A 15,984-nucleotide genomic window follows, 5' to 3' on the forward strand; every position below is an offset into this window, starting at 1 on the left:
CGCTTCAACTCAAGTTTTTAAAACCAATATTTGTTGATTATGCTGAAGAAACAAGGACTTTATTTACCGGAATTTGAACATGAAAATTGTGGTGCCGGTTTTATTTGTAATCTTAAAGGAGAGAAGACAAATCAAATCATCCATGATGCTTTAGAAATTCTAGTAAAATTAGAGCACCGTGGTGGTGTAAGTGCTGATGGAAAAACTGGTGATGGTGCTGGTTTGTTAATTGATATCCCTCATGACTATTTTAAGCGTGTTTGTGCGTTTTCACTTCCAGAACAAAGAGAATACGCTGTTGGTATGGTTTTCTTACCAAAAGTAAAAAACCAATATGAATTTTGTAAAGCTACTTTCGAAGCCGAAGTAAAAGCGCAAGGCCTGTCTATTTTAGGCTGGAGAAAAGTCCCTGTAGATTCTACACAATTAGGACAAATAGCCTTGGCTTCAGAACCTAATATAGAACAACTTTTTATTGGAAAAACAGACCCGATAGATGAGGCTACTTTTAAGGCCAAATTATATGCTGCCCGTAAAATTACTGAGCATGCCATAAGAGAATCGAAAATCTCTGAAAGTGATTATTTTTACGTACCAAGTTTATCGACAACAACCATTATCTACAAAGGCATTATTATGCCAGAAGATATTGGCCCTTATTATACCGATTTACAACAGCAAGATCTTGTAACCAGACTGGCTCTGGTACATCAGCGATTCTCAACGAATACCATGCCTACTTGGGAGTTGGCACAACCATTTCGCTTTATGTGTCAAAATGGTGAAATTAACACCTTACGCGGAAACGTAAGTAGAATGCGTGTGCGTGAAGAAATTATGAGAAGTGATGTCTTTGGTCCTCAAATAGACAAACTTTTCCCGATTATTTTACCTGGAAAATCGGATTCTGCATCTATGGATATGGTTGTTGAATTATTAACACATACCGATAGATCTTTACCAGAAATCATGATGATGATGATTCCTGAAGCATGGGAAAAACACAAAACCATGAGTGACGACAAAAAGGCGTTTTATGAGTACAACGGCTGTATCATGGAGCCTTGGGATGGACCAGCTTCAGTACCTTTTACTGATGGAGACTACATTGGAGCCTTGTTAGATAGAAACGGATTAAGACCATCAAGATACACCGTAACCAAAAGTGGTAAATTAATTATGTCTTCAGAGATTGGCGTTGTAAAAGTAGACCCTGAAGATGTAAAAGAACACGGACGATTAGAACCAGGAAAAATGTTCTTGGTAGACATGAATGAAGGTCGCATTATAGAAGATGAAGAGATTAAAACAAAAATCGTTTCTGAAAGACCTTATAAAGCATGGTTAGATAAAACGCGTTTACACTTAAGAGACGTTCCTTACACGAATGAAACGTGTCCAATCGAAACTATCGACATAAAAACACGCCAACGTTTATTTAACTATACGTTCGAGGATATTCAAGAAGTTATCACCCCAATGGCTGTGGCAGGAAAAGAAGCCTTAGGCTCCATGGGAATTGATACCCCGCTTGCCGTTTTATCAGACAGGCCTCAACTTATTTCGAACTATTTCAAGCAATTATTTGCTCAGGTTACCAACCCTCCATTGGACGGTATTCGAGAAGAAATTGTAACCGATATTAGCTTAAACCTTGGTAAAGACAGAAATATTTTTAGCATTACAGAAAGACAGTGTAGAAAACTACGAATTCAAAATCCTGTTATTTCTAATGGCGATCTAGAAAAAATAAGAACCATAAAGATAGAGAGTTTTAAAGCAGAAACTATTCAAATGCTTTATCCAAAAGCCCAAGGCTTAAATGGTCTTGAAGATGCGCTTGAAGATATTGTTAGACAAGTTGAAAAAGCTTTAGAAAGAAAAACAAATATTATTATTCTTTCAGATAGAGGTGTAAATCAAGAAAACGCACCTATCCCAGCACTTTTGGCCTGTTCGTACGTTAATCATCAACTTAATCGTTTACGTAAGCGTTCTTATTTCGATATTATCATAGAGTCTGCGGAGCCACGCGAACCACATCATTTTGCTACCTTATTTGGTTATGGTGCTAGTGCCATTAACCCTTATATGGTGAATGAGATTATAAGAATGCAGGTTAAAGAAGGCTTTATTACAGGTATGGACGAGCAAAAGGCTGTCGATAATTTTAATAAAGCCATAGGTAAAGGTATTCTTAAAATCATGAATAAAATTGGAATCTCGACATTACATTCTTATAGAGGTTCACAAATTTTTGAAATTGTTGGTTTTAACTCTCAGTTTGTAGAAAAGTACTTCCCTTATACAGCTTCAAGAGTTGAAGGTATTGGTTTGTATGAAATCGAAAAAGAAATCAACCAACGATATAAACAGGCCTATCCTGACAACAAAGTTGACAAAAAATTAGGATTAAATATTGGTGGTGATTACCGCTGGAGACGTAATGGCGAAAGACACTTGTTTAATCCTACAACGGTTGCTAAATTGCAGCAAGCCGTGAGGTTAAGTGATCAGAAAAGTTATGATGTATACTCAAAAACTATCAATGAACAGTCTGAAAACTTAATGACTATTCGTGGCCTATTTGAGTTCGATAATTTAGACCCTATCCCTCTTGATGAAGTAGAGCCATGGACAGAAATAGTAAAGCGTTTTAAAACAGGCGCCATGTCTTACGGATCTATTTCAAGAGAAGCTCATGAAAACCTTGCCATTGCCATGAACCGTATTGGAGGTAAATCTAACTCTGGTGAAGGTGGTGAAGACAGAAAACGTTTCCAGAAAGATGTTAATGGTGATAGCCGAAATTCGGCGATTAAACAGGTAGCTTCTGGACGATTTGGAGTAACTTCACACTACCTAACCAATGCACGTGAGATTCAGATAAAAATGGCCCAAGGTGCAAAACCTGGAGAAGGAGGACAACTTCCTGGAGAAAAGGTACTACCTTGGATTGCATCGGCAAGAAATTCAACGCCTTTTGTTGGATTAATTTCTCCACCGCCTCATCACGATATTTACTCTATTGAAGATTTAGCACAGCTAATCTTCGATTTAAAAAATGCGAATAGAGATGCACGCGTTAACGTAAAACTAGTATCAGAAGTTGGTGTTGGTACTATTGCTGCTGGTGTAGCAAAAGCGAAAGCTGATGTGGTATTAATATCTGGTTACGATGGTGGTACAGGAGCCTCTCCGCTTACATCACTTAAACATGCCGGACTACCATGGGAGCTTGGTTTATCTGAAGCACAACAAACACTTGTACTTAATAACTTAAGAAGTAGAATTGTTGTAGAGTGCGATGGTCAGTTAAAAACAGGTCGAGACGTTGCCATTGCAGCCTTATTAGGAGCTGAAGAATTTGGCTTTGCTACTGCTCCGCTTGTTGCCTCTGGATGTATAATGATGCGTAAGTGTCATTTAAATACCTGCCCAGTTGGTATTGCCACTCAAGATAAAGAGTTACGTAAAAACTTTAAAGGCACGCCAGAACATGTAATTAATTTCTTCTATTATGTTGCTGAAGAATTAAGAAAAATTATGGCGCAATTAGGGTTTAGAACGCTGGCCGAAATGGTTGGGCAAACGCATAAAATTAATGCAAACAAAGCTATTAAACACTATAAGGCTAAAGGTCTAGATTTATCAAGTATTTTGCATAGACCATCTGTATATAAAGAACTTACCGTTCGCAATACCGAAACGCAAGACCATAATTTAGATAACGTTCTTGACTTTACGATACTAAAAGATTCTCATAGAGCTTTATATAGAAAGGAAAAAACAAACCTTTCATACCCTATAAAAAACATCGATAGAACGGTAGGAGCCATAGTAAGTAACGAAATTTCAAAAATTTATGGCCATTTAGGCTTACCTGAAGACACCTTAAATATTAGTTTTACAGGCTCTGCAGGGCAAAGTTTTGGAGCCTTTGGTGCTCATGGTTTAACATTTACTGTAGATGGCAATACCAACGACTACCTTGGTAAAGGGCTGTCTGGAGCCAAACTTATTGTTAAAAAACCAGACGCTGCCGATTTTATAGCAGAACATAATATTATTGTTGGTAATGTATGCTTATTTGGAGCTGTTGAAGGCGAGGCCTATATAAATGGTATTGCTGGAGAACGTTTTGCCGTTAGAAACTCGGGCGCCAGTGCCGTTGTTGAAGGTGTAGGTGATCACTGTTGTGAGTACATGACTGGAGGAAAAGTAATCGTTCTAGGAGACACAGGTAGAAACTTTGCTGCTGGTATGAGTGGAGGTATAGCCTATGTTTATGATCCAGAAAACAAATTTGTAAATGGTTTATGTAATACGGAAACCATTGAATTTGAAGATATCACTTCAGAAGATGCAGCAGACTTAAAAGCATCTATTGAAAAACACACACTGTATACTAACAGTAACAAAGGCCAAGAATTATTAGCCGATTGGGATACCAGTTTAGGAAACTTTGTGAAAGTGATGCCAATAGAGTATAAAAAAGCCCTTGCGCGTTTAGCAAAAGGAGAAGTAATGGTTGAAGAATTAGAAATAGCATAATTGTCATGGGTAAAGTAACCGGATTTAAAGAATTTGAAAGACAAGATGAAACATACTCACCAGTTGAGGATCGTGTTAAACATTATAAAGAATTTACTGTTCCCTTAAGTGAAGCAGAGTTAACAAAGCAAGGATCGCGTTGTATGGATTGCGGAATTCCATTTTGCCATAGTGGATGTCCACTTGGTAATTTAATTCCAGACTTTAACCATATGGTGCATCAAGGAGAATGGCAAAAAGCTTCTTGGTTGTTGCACTCTACAAATAACTTCCCAGAATTTACGGGCAGACTATGCCCTGCGCCTTGTGAAAAATCCTGTGTGCTAGGTATTATTGAAGATCCTGTTTCTATTGAAAATATTGAGAAAAACATTGTAGAACGTGCTTTTAAGGAGGGTTGGATAAAACCACAACCACCAAAAACAAGAACAGGAAAAACCATTGCTGTTGTTGGGTCTGGTCCTGCTGGATTGGCAGCTGCTCAACAATTAAATAGAGCTGGGCATACCGTAACCGTTTTTGAACGTGATGATGAAATTGGGGGGCTATTACGCTATGGTATCCCTAATTTCAAAATGGAAAAAGAAATTATTGACCGTAGACTTGCCATTTTGGAAGCCGAAGGCATCACATTTAAGACCAATGTTAATGTTGGTGTTAATTATGATACTGAGGAATTAAAAAGCTTTGATGCTGTTGTGCTTTGTGGTGGTGCTACAGAAAGACGTAGTTTGCCAACACCAGGTATTGATGCCGATGGTGTGGTTCAAGCCATGGATTTTTTAACACAGCAAACAAAAGTATTATTTGGTAAAAAAGTAGAAAACCAAGTAATGGCTACAGATAAAAACGTGATTGTAATTGGTGGTGGTGATACAGGATCTGACTGTATTGGAACCTCAAACCGTCATGGAGCTAAATCTGTAGTAAACTTTGAAATTATGCCTAAACCACCAGGGCATCGTTCTCCAACAACACCATGGCCGTATTGGCCTCTTCAGTTAAAAACCTCTTCTTCTCATCAAGAAGGTGTAGAACGCAATTGGTTAATAAACACTAAAGAGTTTGTTACCGATGAGAACGGCAAATTAACCGCATTAAAAACGGTTAATGTAGAATGGAAAATGGTTCCTGGTCAGCGTCCTCAGCTTGTAGAAATTGAAGGTACTGAAAAAACTTGGCCTTGTGAATTAGCTTTATTAGCGCTTGGGTTTACTGGACCAGAAAGCACTTTAGCCGACAAGTTAGGCATAGAAACCGATGCACGTTCTAACTACAAAGCGGAATACGGCAAATACCAAACCAATATCCCTAACATCTTTACTGCAGGCGATATGCGTCGCGGCCAATCGTTGATTGTATGGGCTATTTCTGAAGGTAGAGAAGCCGCTAGACAAGTAGATTTATATTTAATGGGTAAATCTAATTTACCATCAAAAGATATGTCTGGCGATTTAGTTGCTATGTAAGATGTAATATTAAAGCATATATAAAAAGCGAACCTTATATGGTTCGCTTTTTGTTTTTATAGAGACCAACAAATAGCTATTTATAAAAATTCATGTGATCTAAATACTCCCAAACAGGTTCTGGAAACATAGGTTTTACGTTTTTCCCAGCCGCTATGGCTTTTCTTATAAACGTAGAAGATATTTGCATGACTGGCGCATCAATAAAATGAATTCTTTTATGATCATGAAAGTCTGTTTTTACCTCCTCTTTAGAGATTCTTGGGTACACATAAATATGATGACGATCTAAAATAACTTCATAGTTTTTCCACTTATGAAAGCTTTTTAAATTATCTTCTCCCATAATTAAAGAAAACTCATGACTGGGATACTTTTCTTCTAAATACGCCAAGGTATTCACTGTGTAATTAGGCTCCGGAAGATTAAATTCAATACTGCTTGGTTCTAGATGCGGATAATCTTTGGTCGCTCTATATACCATTTCTAAGCGTTGATGATTATCTAATAACGTCGATTTTTTCTTAAAAGGATTATGCGGCGTCACAACAAACCAAACCTGATCTAAATCACTAAACTCCGCAATATGGTTAGCAATAATAAGGTGACCCACATGAATAGGATTAAAAGAACCAAAATACAAGCCTATTTTCATGCTTCTTTGTTATGAATTAATAAACGTACTTACTTTTTCATAAGCTTCTTCAAGAGCATGTTCTAAAGTATCATTCACAACAATGGTATCAAATAACGGCGATGTTGCTAATTCTGCAGACGCCTTGGCAACACGCATGTTTATTTTATCTTCACTCTCTGTTTTTCTCTTTTTCAAACGAATTTTTAATTCATCAACACTTGGAGGTTTAACAAAAACGGCAAGCGTTTCTTCAGGAAACTTTCTTTTTATACGAAGCCCGCCAGACACATCAATATCAAAAATAACGTTCTTGCCCTGAGCCCAAATACGCTCCACTTCTGTTTTTAAAGTCCCATAAAAATTATCGCGATATACCTCTTCCCATTCCAAAAAAGCATCACTTTTTATTTTACTTTTAAACTCTTCTGCAGATAGGAAGTAATAATCTTTCCCGTGTTCTTCCGTGCCCCTTTTTGCACGAGACGTTGCAGAGATTGAAAACTCCAGGTTTAACTCTTTATTTTTAAGAAGATGCCTAACAATGGTAGTTTTTCCTGAGCCTGATGGAGCAGAAAAAACAATGAGCTTTCCTTTTTTCTTCATATTCTTTTCCATTGTAAATGACTTTAACTAGAGTACATTTAATAACTGTTCTTTAATTTTTTCAAGTTCATCTTTCATTTGAACAACCAATTGTTGCATGGGTGCATAATTACTTTTAGAACCAATGGTATTGATTTCTCTTCCCATTTCCTGACTAATAAACCCTAATTTTTTACCATTGGACTCCTGAGAGTTTATTGATTCGGTAAAATAACTTAAATGATTTTTTAGTCGAACTTTCTCCTCTGTGATATCGAACTTCTCTATGTAATAAACCAGCTCTTGCTCAAACCTGTTTTCGTCATACTTTTCTTTTAAATCCTCAACCCCTCTTAATAAGCGTTCCCGAACGCCTTCAATACGTTGGGGATCCATGGCAATAACCTGTTCCAAAATATTAGTAATGGTCCTTACTCTACTATTAAAGTCCTTTTCTAGAACCTTACCCTCATCAAGTCTATGAGCTGTTAAATCTTCTACGGCCTTATAAATTCCAGTTTCAATGGCTTTCCATTCATCTTCATCGATCTCTTCTCTCACGGTATTTAAAGCATCGGGAAAACGCACTGCCATTTTAAGCAATTCAACATCATCACCAGCTACAAGGTCTTTAAGCTGTGCTATATATTGCTTTACAACAGGCTTATTTATCTGTGTCGAGGTATCTTCAGCGGTAGCCTCCACATATATCGAGAAATCAATTTTTCCACGAACTAACTTATCGGCAAGAACCTTTCTAACCTTCAATTCCTTTTCTCTGTAAATTGAGGGCATTCTGGCATTTAAATCTAAATTTTTACTGTTTAAAGATTTAAGTTCTATAGTGACTTTTTTAGTAGGTAATTGCAAAACAGATTTCCCATAACCTGTCATTGAATATATCATATATACTATTGTTTAAGTTATGCAAAGGTAACAAAACCATAAGGATAGAAACAGTATGTGTAAGGCAACTTTTATTTCTAACAATTTTTTATAATCTATTCTAAGATGACCGTAATGCTACCTCCCAAACGACTCTCCAATTCTAAAATACAACCCCCAGTCATCTTTTCCCGCTGCCACATCAATACCTATATTAATACGTTCTTTGGGGATCATCATATATCGAATCCCAACACCACCACCAGGTAATATCTCTGCATTACTTAAGTCCGCAAAATTCTCAACAGCCGTCGCTAATCCAAAAAAACCAACCATACCAAATTTATTCTCGAAACGCCATCTGTATTCAGATTGGATAGCATATACCTGATTATCGCGGTACTTCCCGTTAGAATAGCCTCTAATATCGTCTTGACCAACTACGTTCTGTCCTTGAAAAGGCACATCGCCAGTAGCTATAGAAGCCTGTACTCGTGTAGCTATAATTTTTCTTTCCGAGCTTAAGGGGTAATAGTGGTTATAGGTTAACTCAAAACTTTCAAAGTTATCTTCGCTATTAAGCCATGTTCTAAAGAAATCATTTTTAAACTCCACGTTAAATCCCTTGTATGGGTTTAGCTGATTATCACGCTCGTCGTAATTAAATAGATATCCCAAACTATTCATGCGCCGCTCGTCGGTTAATAGTTCTGGCGGTAAAAAATCGGGGAGATCAAAATCCGTCTTACTAGTAGATATTACAGTTCTTACACCTCCATACAATTTGCCTATAATTTTTCGTTCTACCTTTAGCATTGCAAACTCTGCCCTTGTATTAAACCCAATAAAATCACCGCCAATAGTTGGAATTTCCTGCCAATACTGATAATTAATATTTCCCAGACCTATACCAAACATGAGTCGCCACCTATCTTCATTTAAATATAGTTTTTGAAACGCTGCAGCAAAAAACGTGTTATTTGTTGAGTACATTCCAAAAACGCCTGTGGACGATGTAGGCGAAATAGTATCTTTTGCATTTACTTTATAAAACATTTGTCCCATAACCCCAGCACTTAGACCAATGGCATTACTATAATTTATAATGGGAATCCCTGCAAAATTGACCTTTTTAATAGAATCATTTTTCTTTTGCGAAAAACCTTTAAAACCTATAACCATTATAAAAAAAATGACATAGCACAAGTTTCTATTTACAGAAAAATTAAGCGTTCTATTAATATTGAACATGACTTTTTTTAAATGTTTGATCGAAAAACGAAGTTAGTAAAATACTTCAACCCAGAACAAGAATACGTTTTAAAACTAATTGCATGCATACGGTCATTCTTTAATTTAACCAGCTCACCATTTAACCAGCTCACCCACTCTAAATGGCTTTGCTGAAATTGTTTTATATTTAGCTTAAATAAAACTTACACCAAAATGAAACATACCACAACATACCTAACTTTTTTTATGATTCTTTTTTGTGGGCTTTCTAATATGGCCTTTGCCCAAAATGGCGATATTCAAGAAAAAAAAGAACGTAAGGCAAGAAGCTCATTTAAAATATCGGCTGGTGTTAATTTTAATGGACTTAATTTAGACACCAAAACCCAAACCACATCAGATTTAACCATTGGTTATAACCTAGGCCTTTCTTACAAGAGAGGTCGCTTTTTCTACTATGAAATTGGAGCGCGCCTAAATAACAGGCCTTACGATTTTACAGATGCATTCGATTCTAGTGACACTTTTAGTTTTAAAACTACGGCGATTGATGTACCTGTTTCTCTTGGGGTTAACTTAACCTCTTTTGCAGATAGACTAGTTGGAGTACGGGTGTTTGTAAGTGGCATACCCTCTTTTACCACCTCAAAAAGTGTAGAGAATATTGATGATATAACAACTGATAACCTAGAAGATTTTATTTTTTATGGACAGCTGGGTGTTGGTGTAGACATTGCCTTCTTTTTTGTAGAACTTGGGTATAATTACGGATTTGACGATATGATAAACACCGTAAATTCTAACCCCAACCAAGGTTACTTAAATTTAGGCTTTAGGTTTTAATAAACCAGATATAGAATGAAAACAAAAATGCTAACCTTGATTGAGGTTAGCATTTTTTAGTTTTTATAGAGTTATAACATGTTACGCATAAACTCTTCGGCTTTTTCAACCATATTTTTACTACCACATATAAAGGGTACTCTTTGGTGCAATTCTGTTGGCTCTATATCCATGGTTCTTGTATACCCATCGCTAGATTTCCCATTAGCTTGTTCTGCTAAAAAAGCCATAGGATTACACTCATATAACAAACGTAATTTTCCATTTGGGTTTTTTGAACTCTGTGGATACAAGTAAATCCCTCCTTTAATCATATTTCTATGAAAATCTGAAACCAAAGACCCAATATATCTTGAAGTATAAGGCCTATCGCCCTCTTCCTCCTGACAATACTTAATATAGTTTTTTACACCTTGCGGAAAATGAATATAGTTCCCTTCATTCACTGAATAAATTTGTCCATCTTCTGGGAACTGCATTCTAGGGTGTGAGAGGTAAAAAGATCCTATGGCTGGATTTAAAGTAAATCCATTTACACCATCTCCAGTAGTATATACCAACATGGTAGAGGTTCCATAAACCACATACCCAGCAGCTACTTGTTCACTTCCTTTTTGAAGAAAATCTTCAAGTTGAACAGGTGTTCCCACCGGTGTAACACGTCTATAAATTGAAAATATAGTCCCCACAGATACGTTAACATCAATGTTTGATGATCCATCCAAGGGATCAATTAAAACCACATATTTATTCTGATGATTTTCGTCTTGACTATTAATGGTTATAAAATCATCCTCCTCCTCACTAGCAATACCGCAAACAATATTTCTTTTAGTTAAAGTTTGTATAAACTTTTCATTAGCATACACATCCAATTTTTGCTGATCTTCTCCTTGAATATTAGTGTCGCCAGCAGCACCTATAATATCAACTAATCCTGCCTTATTTACCTCATGATTTACAATCTTAGCTGCCAGTCTGATGGAATTTAGTAAGCTTGATAATTCTCCTGAGGAATATTGAAAAGAGGTTTGGTTTTCAATAATAAACTCGCCTAAGGTCTGTTTTTTATGCGTCATGTTAGTTTGTTTTGATTTTTACAAATATCTACAATTTTTAGTAAACTACATCGTTTTCGGAAGTCTTAAACACAAAATATATTTAACTTTAAACTATATTTGAACGATTTAGTACAACTATGGATTTTATAATTAGAAACGCCCAAAAAACAGATATGCCAGAAGTTCATGATTTAATTAAAGAACTGGCTATATTTGAAAAAGAACCTGAAGCAGTTGAAATTACAGTTAAAGACCTTGAGCTTGATGGCTTTGGAGACACCCCAGCTTTTCATTGTTTTGTTGCAGAAGTTAATTCTAAAATAATGGGTATCGCTCTCATTTACAATAGATATTCTACTTGGAAAGGAAAGGCCATTCACTTGGAAGATTTAATTGTAAGTAAATCTATGCGAGGCACTGGTATAGGCACAGCCTTATTAGACGAAGTTATTAAATACGGTCATAATCTTGGTGTAAGACGCATTAATTGGGAAGTATTAGATTGGAATGAACCTGCTATTGCTTTCTATGAAAAAAAAGGAGCCCATGTGATGCGCGATTGGAATGTTGTTCAACTCAATAAAGAAGCCATAGAAAACTACATAGCTAATTTGTAACATGCAAATATTCAAATTTGGAGGCGCTTCTGTAAAAGATGCTAATGGTGTAAGAAATCTTGCGTCAGTATTACAAAAAGTAGGTTACAAAAACACATTAGTAGTAATTTCTGCGATGGGAAAAACTACCAATGCCTTAGAACTGGTTGTTAAGCATTATTTTAATAACAAACAGGAGCTTCAAAATTCTTTGCAAGAAGTAAAACAATATCATTCTGAAATTCTTCATAATTTATTTGAAAACCAAACACATCCCATCTTCAAAAAGATATCTGCTCTTTTTTTGGAATTAGACACGTTTTTAAAAACTAATAAATCGCCTGATTACAACTTTGTGTATGATCAAGTTATACCCTACGGCGAATTGGTTTCAACAAAAATAGTTGCCGAATATCTTAACCAAATAGGTTTAAAAAACAACTGGGTTGATTCTAGAAACCATATAAAAACTGATAACTATTACCGAAGCGCTCATGTTAATTGGGAAAACACGAAAAAAATAATTTTAAGCACTCTCAACACTAAGAATTTAAACATTACACAAGGATTTTTAGGAAGCGACGCCAATAATTTTACCACAACACTTGGAAGGGAAGGAAGTGATTATACGGCAGCTATTTACGCCTATTGCCTTAATGCTAAAGGTGTTACTGTTTGGAAAGATGTACCCGGAGTTCTTAATGCCGATCCAAGGTATTTTAAAAATACGCAGTTGCTCAATAAAATATCTTACAGAGAAGCTATCGAGTTGGCCTTTTATGGCGCCTCAGTAATACATCCAAAAACATTGCAACCTCTGCAACGAAAAGAAATCCCTTTATACGTGAAACCCTTTTTTAAACCAGAAGCACAAGGGTCCCACATAGGAAAAAATGCCCCATTAGAGCCACTCGTACCTTGCTTTATCGTTAAGAAAAAACAAGTACTCATATCTGTTTCTTCCTTAGATTTCTCTTACATGGTAGAAGATAACATTAGTGAAATTTTTAGACTTTTACACACTAATAAAATGAAGGTAGATCTTATCCAAAACTCAGCTATTAGCTTTTCTGTTTGTGTAGATAATATTTATAATAATTTGGATACACTCTTACAACAATTAAAAGCTAAGTTTAAAGTTACCTGCTATGATAATGTATCGCTTTATACTATTAGGCATTATACGGAAAAGGCTATTAACGATATTGAAAGAGGTAAAACCATTTTGTTGAAGCAATTAACACAGGAAACCTTTCAAATGGTAACTAGGTAAACATTTAGTACATTTACAAACATGAGTAAACAACAAGATGTAGGGTTAGTAAATGCCAAAGAAGTTGCAAAAGCCATTCAGCTAGAACGATATGGTTTTATTGGAACATTTGTTGGCTGGCTACTAATGAAAGTTCTTAAAATATCAACCCTCAATAAAATATATAAACGGAATAAACATTTAAGTCATATTCCATTTCTTAATGGCATTTTAGGCGATTTCCAGATAAAATTTGAAATACCTGAGGAGGATTTAAAACGTATTCCAAAAGAAGGGCCTTTTATTACTATTTCCAATCATCCCCTTGGAGGTATTGATGGTATTTTACTTTTAAAATTAATGCTAGAACAGCGAACAGACTTTAAAATTATAGCTAATTTTTTGCTCCATAGAATTGAACCTATGAAACCTTATATTATGCCTGTTAATCCTTTTGAAGACAGAAAGGATGTCAAATCAAGCATTGCAGGGTTTAAAAATGCGATTCTACATTTAAGAAGCGGGCACCCCTTAGGCATCTTTCCTGCAGGTGAAGTCTCTACCTATCGAGACGGCAAATTGGTTGTAGATAGACCCTGGGAAGAAACCGCCATGAAATTGGTACAAAAGGCAAAAGTACCAGTGGTTCCAATATATTTTCATGCAAAAAACAGCAGGCTGTTTTATCAGCTTTCTAAAATAAGCGACACATTTAGAACGGCAAAACTTCCTTCAGAGTTGCTTACGCAAAAGCGAAGAACCATTAAAGTAAGGATAGGCAAACCTATTTCTGTAGAAGATCAAAAAGAGCATCAATCTTTGGAAGAATTTACAGAATTTTTAAGACGTAAAACCTATATGCTCTCTAATGCGTATGAAGATAAACCCAAAATATTGGATAACATTTCTTCAACATTAAAGGCTCCAAAACCTCCCAAAAGTATTGTGACGCCAGTATCGCAAGACCTAATGATTAAAGAGTTAGAAACCTTAAGAAAAACAGACTCTAGACTTTTAGAAAGCAAAAACTACGAAGTGTTTTTAGCTCCTGCCAAAAGCATTCCTAACATTCTAAGAGAAATTGGTAGATTAAGAGAGATTACCTTTAGGGAAGTAGGTGAAGGCACCAATGAAGCCATAGATTTAGATAATTTTGACAATTATTACCACCATATGTTTTTATGGGATAACCAAAATAATGTTCTTGCTGGTGCCTATAGAATGGGATTAGGCTCAAGGATATTTAAGCAATATGGGATAGATGGCTTTTACTTGCAAGATTTATTTAGGTTTGAACCTGAACTCTATAAAATGATGAGTCAATCTATAGAAATGGGACGAGCCTTTATTATTAAAGAGTACCAACAAAAACCAATGCCTCTATTTTTACTGTGGAAAGGGATTGTACATACCACCCTAAGACACCCAGAGCATCAATATTTAATTGGAGGCGTAAGCATAAGTAATCAATTTTCAAATTTCTCAAAATCCTTAATGATTGAGTTTATGAAATCACATTACTACGACCCTTATATTGCTCAATATGTGCATCCTAAAAAGGAATTTAAGGTTAAATTAAAAGATGCTGATAAGGATTTCGTTTTTGACGAAACCGAAGCCGATTTAAATAAGTTCGACAAGATTATTGACGAGATAGAGCCAGGAGCATTAAGACTTCCTGTATTACTTAAAAAATATATAAAACAAAATGCCAAACTTGTAGCCTTTAATGTTGATCCTCTTTTTAATAATGCCGTTGATGGTTTGATGTATATAAAAATTGCCGATTTACCCGAAAGCACTGTGCGTCCAGTGATGGAAGAATTTCAAGCCGAGCTAGAACGGAAATTCACTGGAAATAATGAACATTAAATACTGTCTTCTATTTTTTTTACTAAATAGTCTATGGGGTTATTGCCAGATTATAAAAGGTACTGTTTTAGAGGCTAAAACTAAATCTCCAATTGAATCGGCTACTATATATTTTGATAATACAACTTTTGGTGTAATTACTAATGCCAAAGGCGAATTTGCCATCAAATATTCAGACACCATAAAATCACCATTAGTCATATCTTTTTTAGGTTACAAAAAACAAATTATAAATAATTACAGAGAAAAGGATACTGTCACCGTTTTTCTTGAAGAAAATTATGAACTATTAAATGAAGTTGTTGTAAACGCCAATGATGGATTAACACGAAAGCAAAAATTAAAGTTTTTTAGAAGAGAATTTTTGGGATCCTCACGGTTTGGAAAATCTTGTACCATATTAAATGAAGATGATCTTATTCTTCGTTATAATAAAAAAGAAAGAGTTTTAACAGCACACGCTAAAGCTCCATTACATATTGAAAACAAAGCATTACAATACCATGTCATTTACGATCTTAATTCGTTTACATTAAAATTTGCGCTTCCCAGCTCAAGGCACCGTGCTTTTGATGGAAAATCAGTTAGTTATTTAGGTAATTCATACTACGAAAACTTTGAGGATTTTAATGAGAAAAAAGCTATTAAAAATAGAAATAAGGCTTATGCCGGTTCTAGGTTGCAGTTTATGCGCGCTTTATATGCACAACAGTTTGAGGATAATAAATATCAAATATTTTACAGAGGTGTTAAAGTTAACCCTTGGAAATATTTTGAACTAAAACCTGAAGGTGATACCACCCTAAAACGTGTTTCTTTGCAGAAAACCGTGACCATATTATTTGACAATTGGGAAATATCCAGAATTAAGTTTGTTACACCTTCCATTCTTGTTGGTCAGTTTGGAAACTACACAAAAGCCGATAAAGTACATTTCTCTGACGCAATGGGCGAGAAGCGTGTTGGCGAAATGTTACCTTTTGATTACGGATTGTAATTA

The 15,984-nt window shown here is 35.6% G+C and carries 12 protein-coding genes; 7 read left to right on the plus strand and 5 right to left on the minus strand.

Features of this window, described 5'->3' with window-relative positions:
* Window positions 1-39 precede the first annotated feature (39 nt).
* Together gltB and E5D58_RS12000 are read left to right on the plus strand one after the other, a co-directional pair.
* Entirely contained in the window at window positions 40-4,554 is a 4,515-nt protein-coding gene (gene gltB / locus E5D58_RS11995; protein WP_235835909.1) for a glutamate synthase large subunit, read from the plus strand.
* 5 nt (window positions 4,555-4,559) lie between these two features.
* Window positions 4,560-6,023 (plus strand): glutamate synthase subunit beta, encoded by a 1,464-nt coding sequence (locus E5D58_RS12000; RefSeq protein WP_136482114.1) that lies wholly within the window; start codon window positions 4,560-4,562, stop codon window positions 6,021-6,023.
* A 76-nt stretch (window positions 6,024-6,099) separates the two neighbouring features.
* On the opposite strand, the gene nadD is transcribed toward E5D58_RS12000, so the two are convergent.
* The 4 genes from nadD to E5D58_RS12020 all read right to left on the minus strand — a co-directional run bounded on the left by nadD (window position 6,100) and on the right by E5D58_RS12020 (window position 9,378).
* Window positions 6,100-6,678 (minus strand): nicotinate (nicotinamide) nucleotide adenylyltransferase, encoded by a 579-nt coding sequence (nadD, locus tag E5D58_RS12005; RefSeq protein WP_136482115.1) that lies wholly within the window; start codon window positions 6,676-6,678, stop codon window positions 6,100-6,102.
* Between the two features lie 9 nt (window positions 6,679-6,687).
* Window positions 6,688-7,275: a guanylate kinase gene (gene gmk, locus E5D58_RS12010; RefSeq protein ID WP_235835910.1), complete on the minus strand. Its 588-nt coding sequence runs from the start codon at window positions 7,273-7,275 to the stop codon at window positions 6,688-6,690.
* A gap of 15 nt (window positions 7,276-7,290) precedes the next feature.
* On the minus strand, window positions 7,291-8,148 hold the full coding sequence (locus E5D58_RS12015) for a YicC/YloC family endoribonuclease (protein WP_136482116.1): 858 nt from the start codon (window positions 8,146-8,148) through the stop codon (window positions 7,291-7,293).
* Between the two features lie 117 nt (window positions 8,149-8,265).
* Complete coding sequence (locus E5D58_RS12020) at window positions 8,266-9,378, minus strand: BamA/TamA family outer membrane protein (protein WP_136482117.1); 1,113 nt, start codon at window positions 9,376-9,378, stop codon at window positions 8,266-8,268.
* A gap of 195 nt (window positions 9,379-9,573) precedes the next feature.
* Between E5D58_RS12020 and E5D58_RS12025 the strand changes: the two genes are divergently transcribed.
* Window positions 9,574-10,203: an outer membrane beta-barrel protein gene (locus E5D58_RS12025; RefSeq protein WP_136482118.1), complete on the plus strand. Its 630-nt coding sequence runs from the start codon at window positions 9,574-9,576 to the stop codon at window positions 10,201-10,203.
* A 71-nt stretch (window positions 10,204-10,274) separates the two neighbouring features.
* Here E5D58_RS12025 and fbp read toward each other — a convergent pair whose 3' ends face one another.
* Complete coding sequence (gene fbp / locus E5D58_RS12030; RefSeq protein WP_136482119.1) at window positions 10,275-11,282, minus strand: class 1 fructose-bisphosphatase; 1,008 nt, start codon at window positions 11,280-11,282, stop codon at window positions 10,275-10,277.
* Between the two features lie 119 nt (window positions 11,283-11,401).
* Between fbp and E5D58_RS12035 the strand changes: the two genes are divergently transcribed.
* The 4 genes from E5D58_RS12035 to E5D58_RS12050 are packed head-to-tail and all read left to right on the plus strand — an operon-like array spanning window position 11,402 to window position 15,981.
* Window positions 11,402-11,881, plus strand: a complete 480-nt coding sequence (locus E5D58_RS12035) for a GNAT family N-acetyltransferase (RefSeq protein ID WP_136482120.1) — start codon at window positions 11,402-11,404, stop codon at window positions 11,879-11,881.
* Window position 11,882: 1 nt separating this feature from the next.
* Window positions 11,883-13,133: an aspartate kinase gene (locus tag E5D58_RS12040; protein WP_136482121.1), complete on the plus strand. Its 1,251-nt coding sequence runs from the start codon at window positions 11,883-11,885 to the stop codon at window positions 13,131-13,133.
* Window positions 13,134-13,154: 21 nt separating this feature from the next.
* Window positions 13,155-14,984: a GNAT family N-acyltransferase gene (locus E5D58_RS12045; protein WP_136482122.1), complete on the plus strand. Its 1,830-nt coding sequence runs from the start codon at window positions 13,155-13,157 to the stop codon at window positions 14,982-14,984.
* Complete coding sequence (locus tag E5D58_RS12050; RefSeq protein WP_136482123.1) at window positions 14,974-15,981, plus strand: carboxypeptidase-like regulatory domain-containing protein; 1,008 nt, start codon at window positions 14,974-14,976, stop codon at window positions 15,979-15,981. Before E5D58_RS12045 ends, E5D58_RS12050 begins: the two co-directional genes overlap by 11 nt.
* Window positions 15,982-15,984: the final 3 nt, after the last annotated feature.

It is taken from the genome of Cognatitamlana onchidii (assembly GCF_004804355.1).
In the GTDB taxonomy this organism is placed as follows: Bacteria; Bacteroidota; Bacteroidia; order Flavobacteriales; family Flavobacteriaceae; genus Cognatitamlana; species Cognatitamlana onchidii.

What these genes read in the sequence shown, in the direction of transcription:
- E5D58_RS12045 (WP_136482122.1), top strand. Translation starts at nt 13,155, where the DNA reads ATGAGTAAACAACAAGATGTAGGGTTAGTAAATGCCAAAGAAGTTGCA.
- E5D58_RS12000 (WP_136482114.1), top strand. Translation starts at nt 4,560, where the DNA reads ATGGGTAAAGTAACCGGATTTAAAGAATTTGAAAGACAAGATGAAACA.
- E5D58_RS12020 (WP_136482117.1), bottom strand. Translation starts at nt 9,378, where the DNA reads ATGTTCAATATTAATAGAACGCTTAATTTTTCTGTAAATAGAAACTTG.
- nadD (WP_136482115.1), bottom strand. Translation starts at nt 6,678, where the DNA reads ATGAAAATAGGCTTGTATTTTGGTTCTTTTAATCCTATTCATGTGGGT.
- E5D58_RS12035 (WP_136482120.1), top strand. Translation starts at nt 11,402, where the DNA reads ATGGATTTTATAATTAGAAACGCCCAAAAAACAGATATGCCAGAAGTT.
- E5D58_RS12040 (WP_136482121.1), top strand. Translation starts at nt 11,883, where the DNA reads ATGCAAATATTCAAATTTGGAGGCGCTTCTGTAAAAGATGCTAATGGT.
- fbp (WP_136482119.1), bottom strand. Translation starts at nt 11,282, where the DNA reads ATGACGCATAAAAAACAGACCTTAGGCGAGTTTATTATTGAAAACCAA.
- gltB (WP_235835909.1), top strand. Translation starts at nt 40, where the DNA reads ATGCTGAAGAAACAAGGACTTTATTTACCGGAATTTGAACATGAAAAT.
- E5D58_RS12025 (WP_136482118.1), top strand. Translation starts at nt 9,574, where the DNA reads ATGAAACATACCACAACATACCTAACTTTTTTTATGATTCTTTTTTGT.
- gmk (WP_235835910.1), bottom strand. Translation starts at nt 7,275, where the DNA reads ATGGAAAAGAATATGAAGAAAAAAGGAAAGCTCATTGTTTTTTCTGCT.
- E5D58_RS12050 (WP_136482123.1), top strand. Translation starts at nt 14,974, where the DNA reads ATGAACATTAAATACTGTCTTCTATTTTTTTTACTAAATAGTCTATGG.
- E5D58_RS12015 (WP_136482116.1), bottom strand. Translation starts at nt 8,148, where the DNA reads ATGATATATTCAATGACAGGTTATGGGAAATCTGTTTTGCAATTACCT.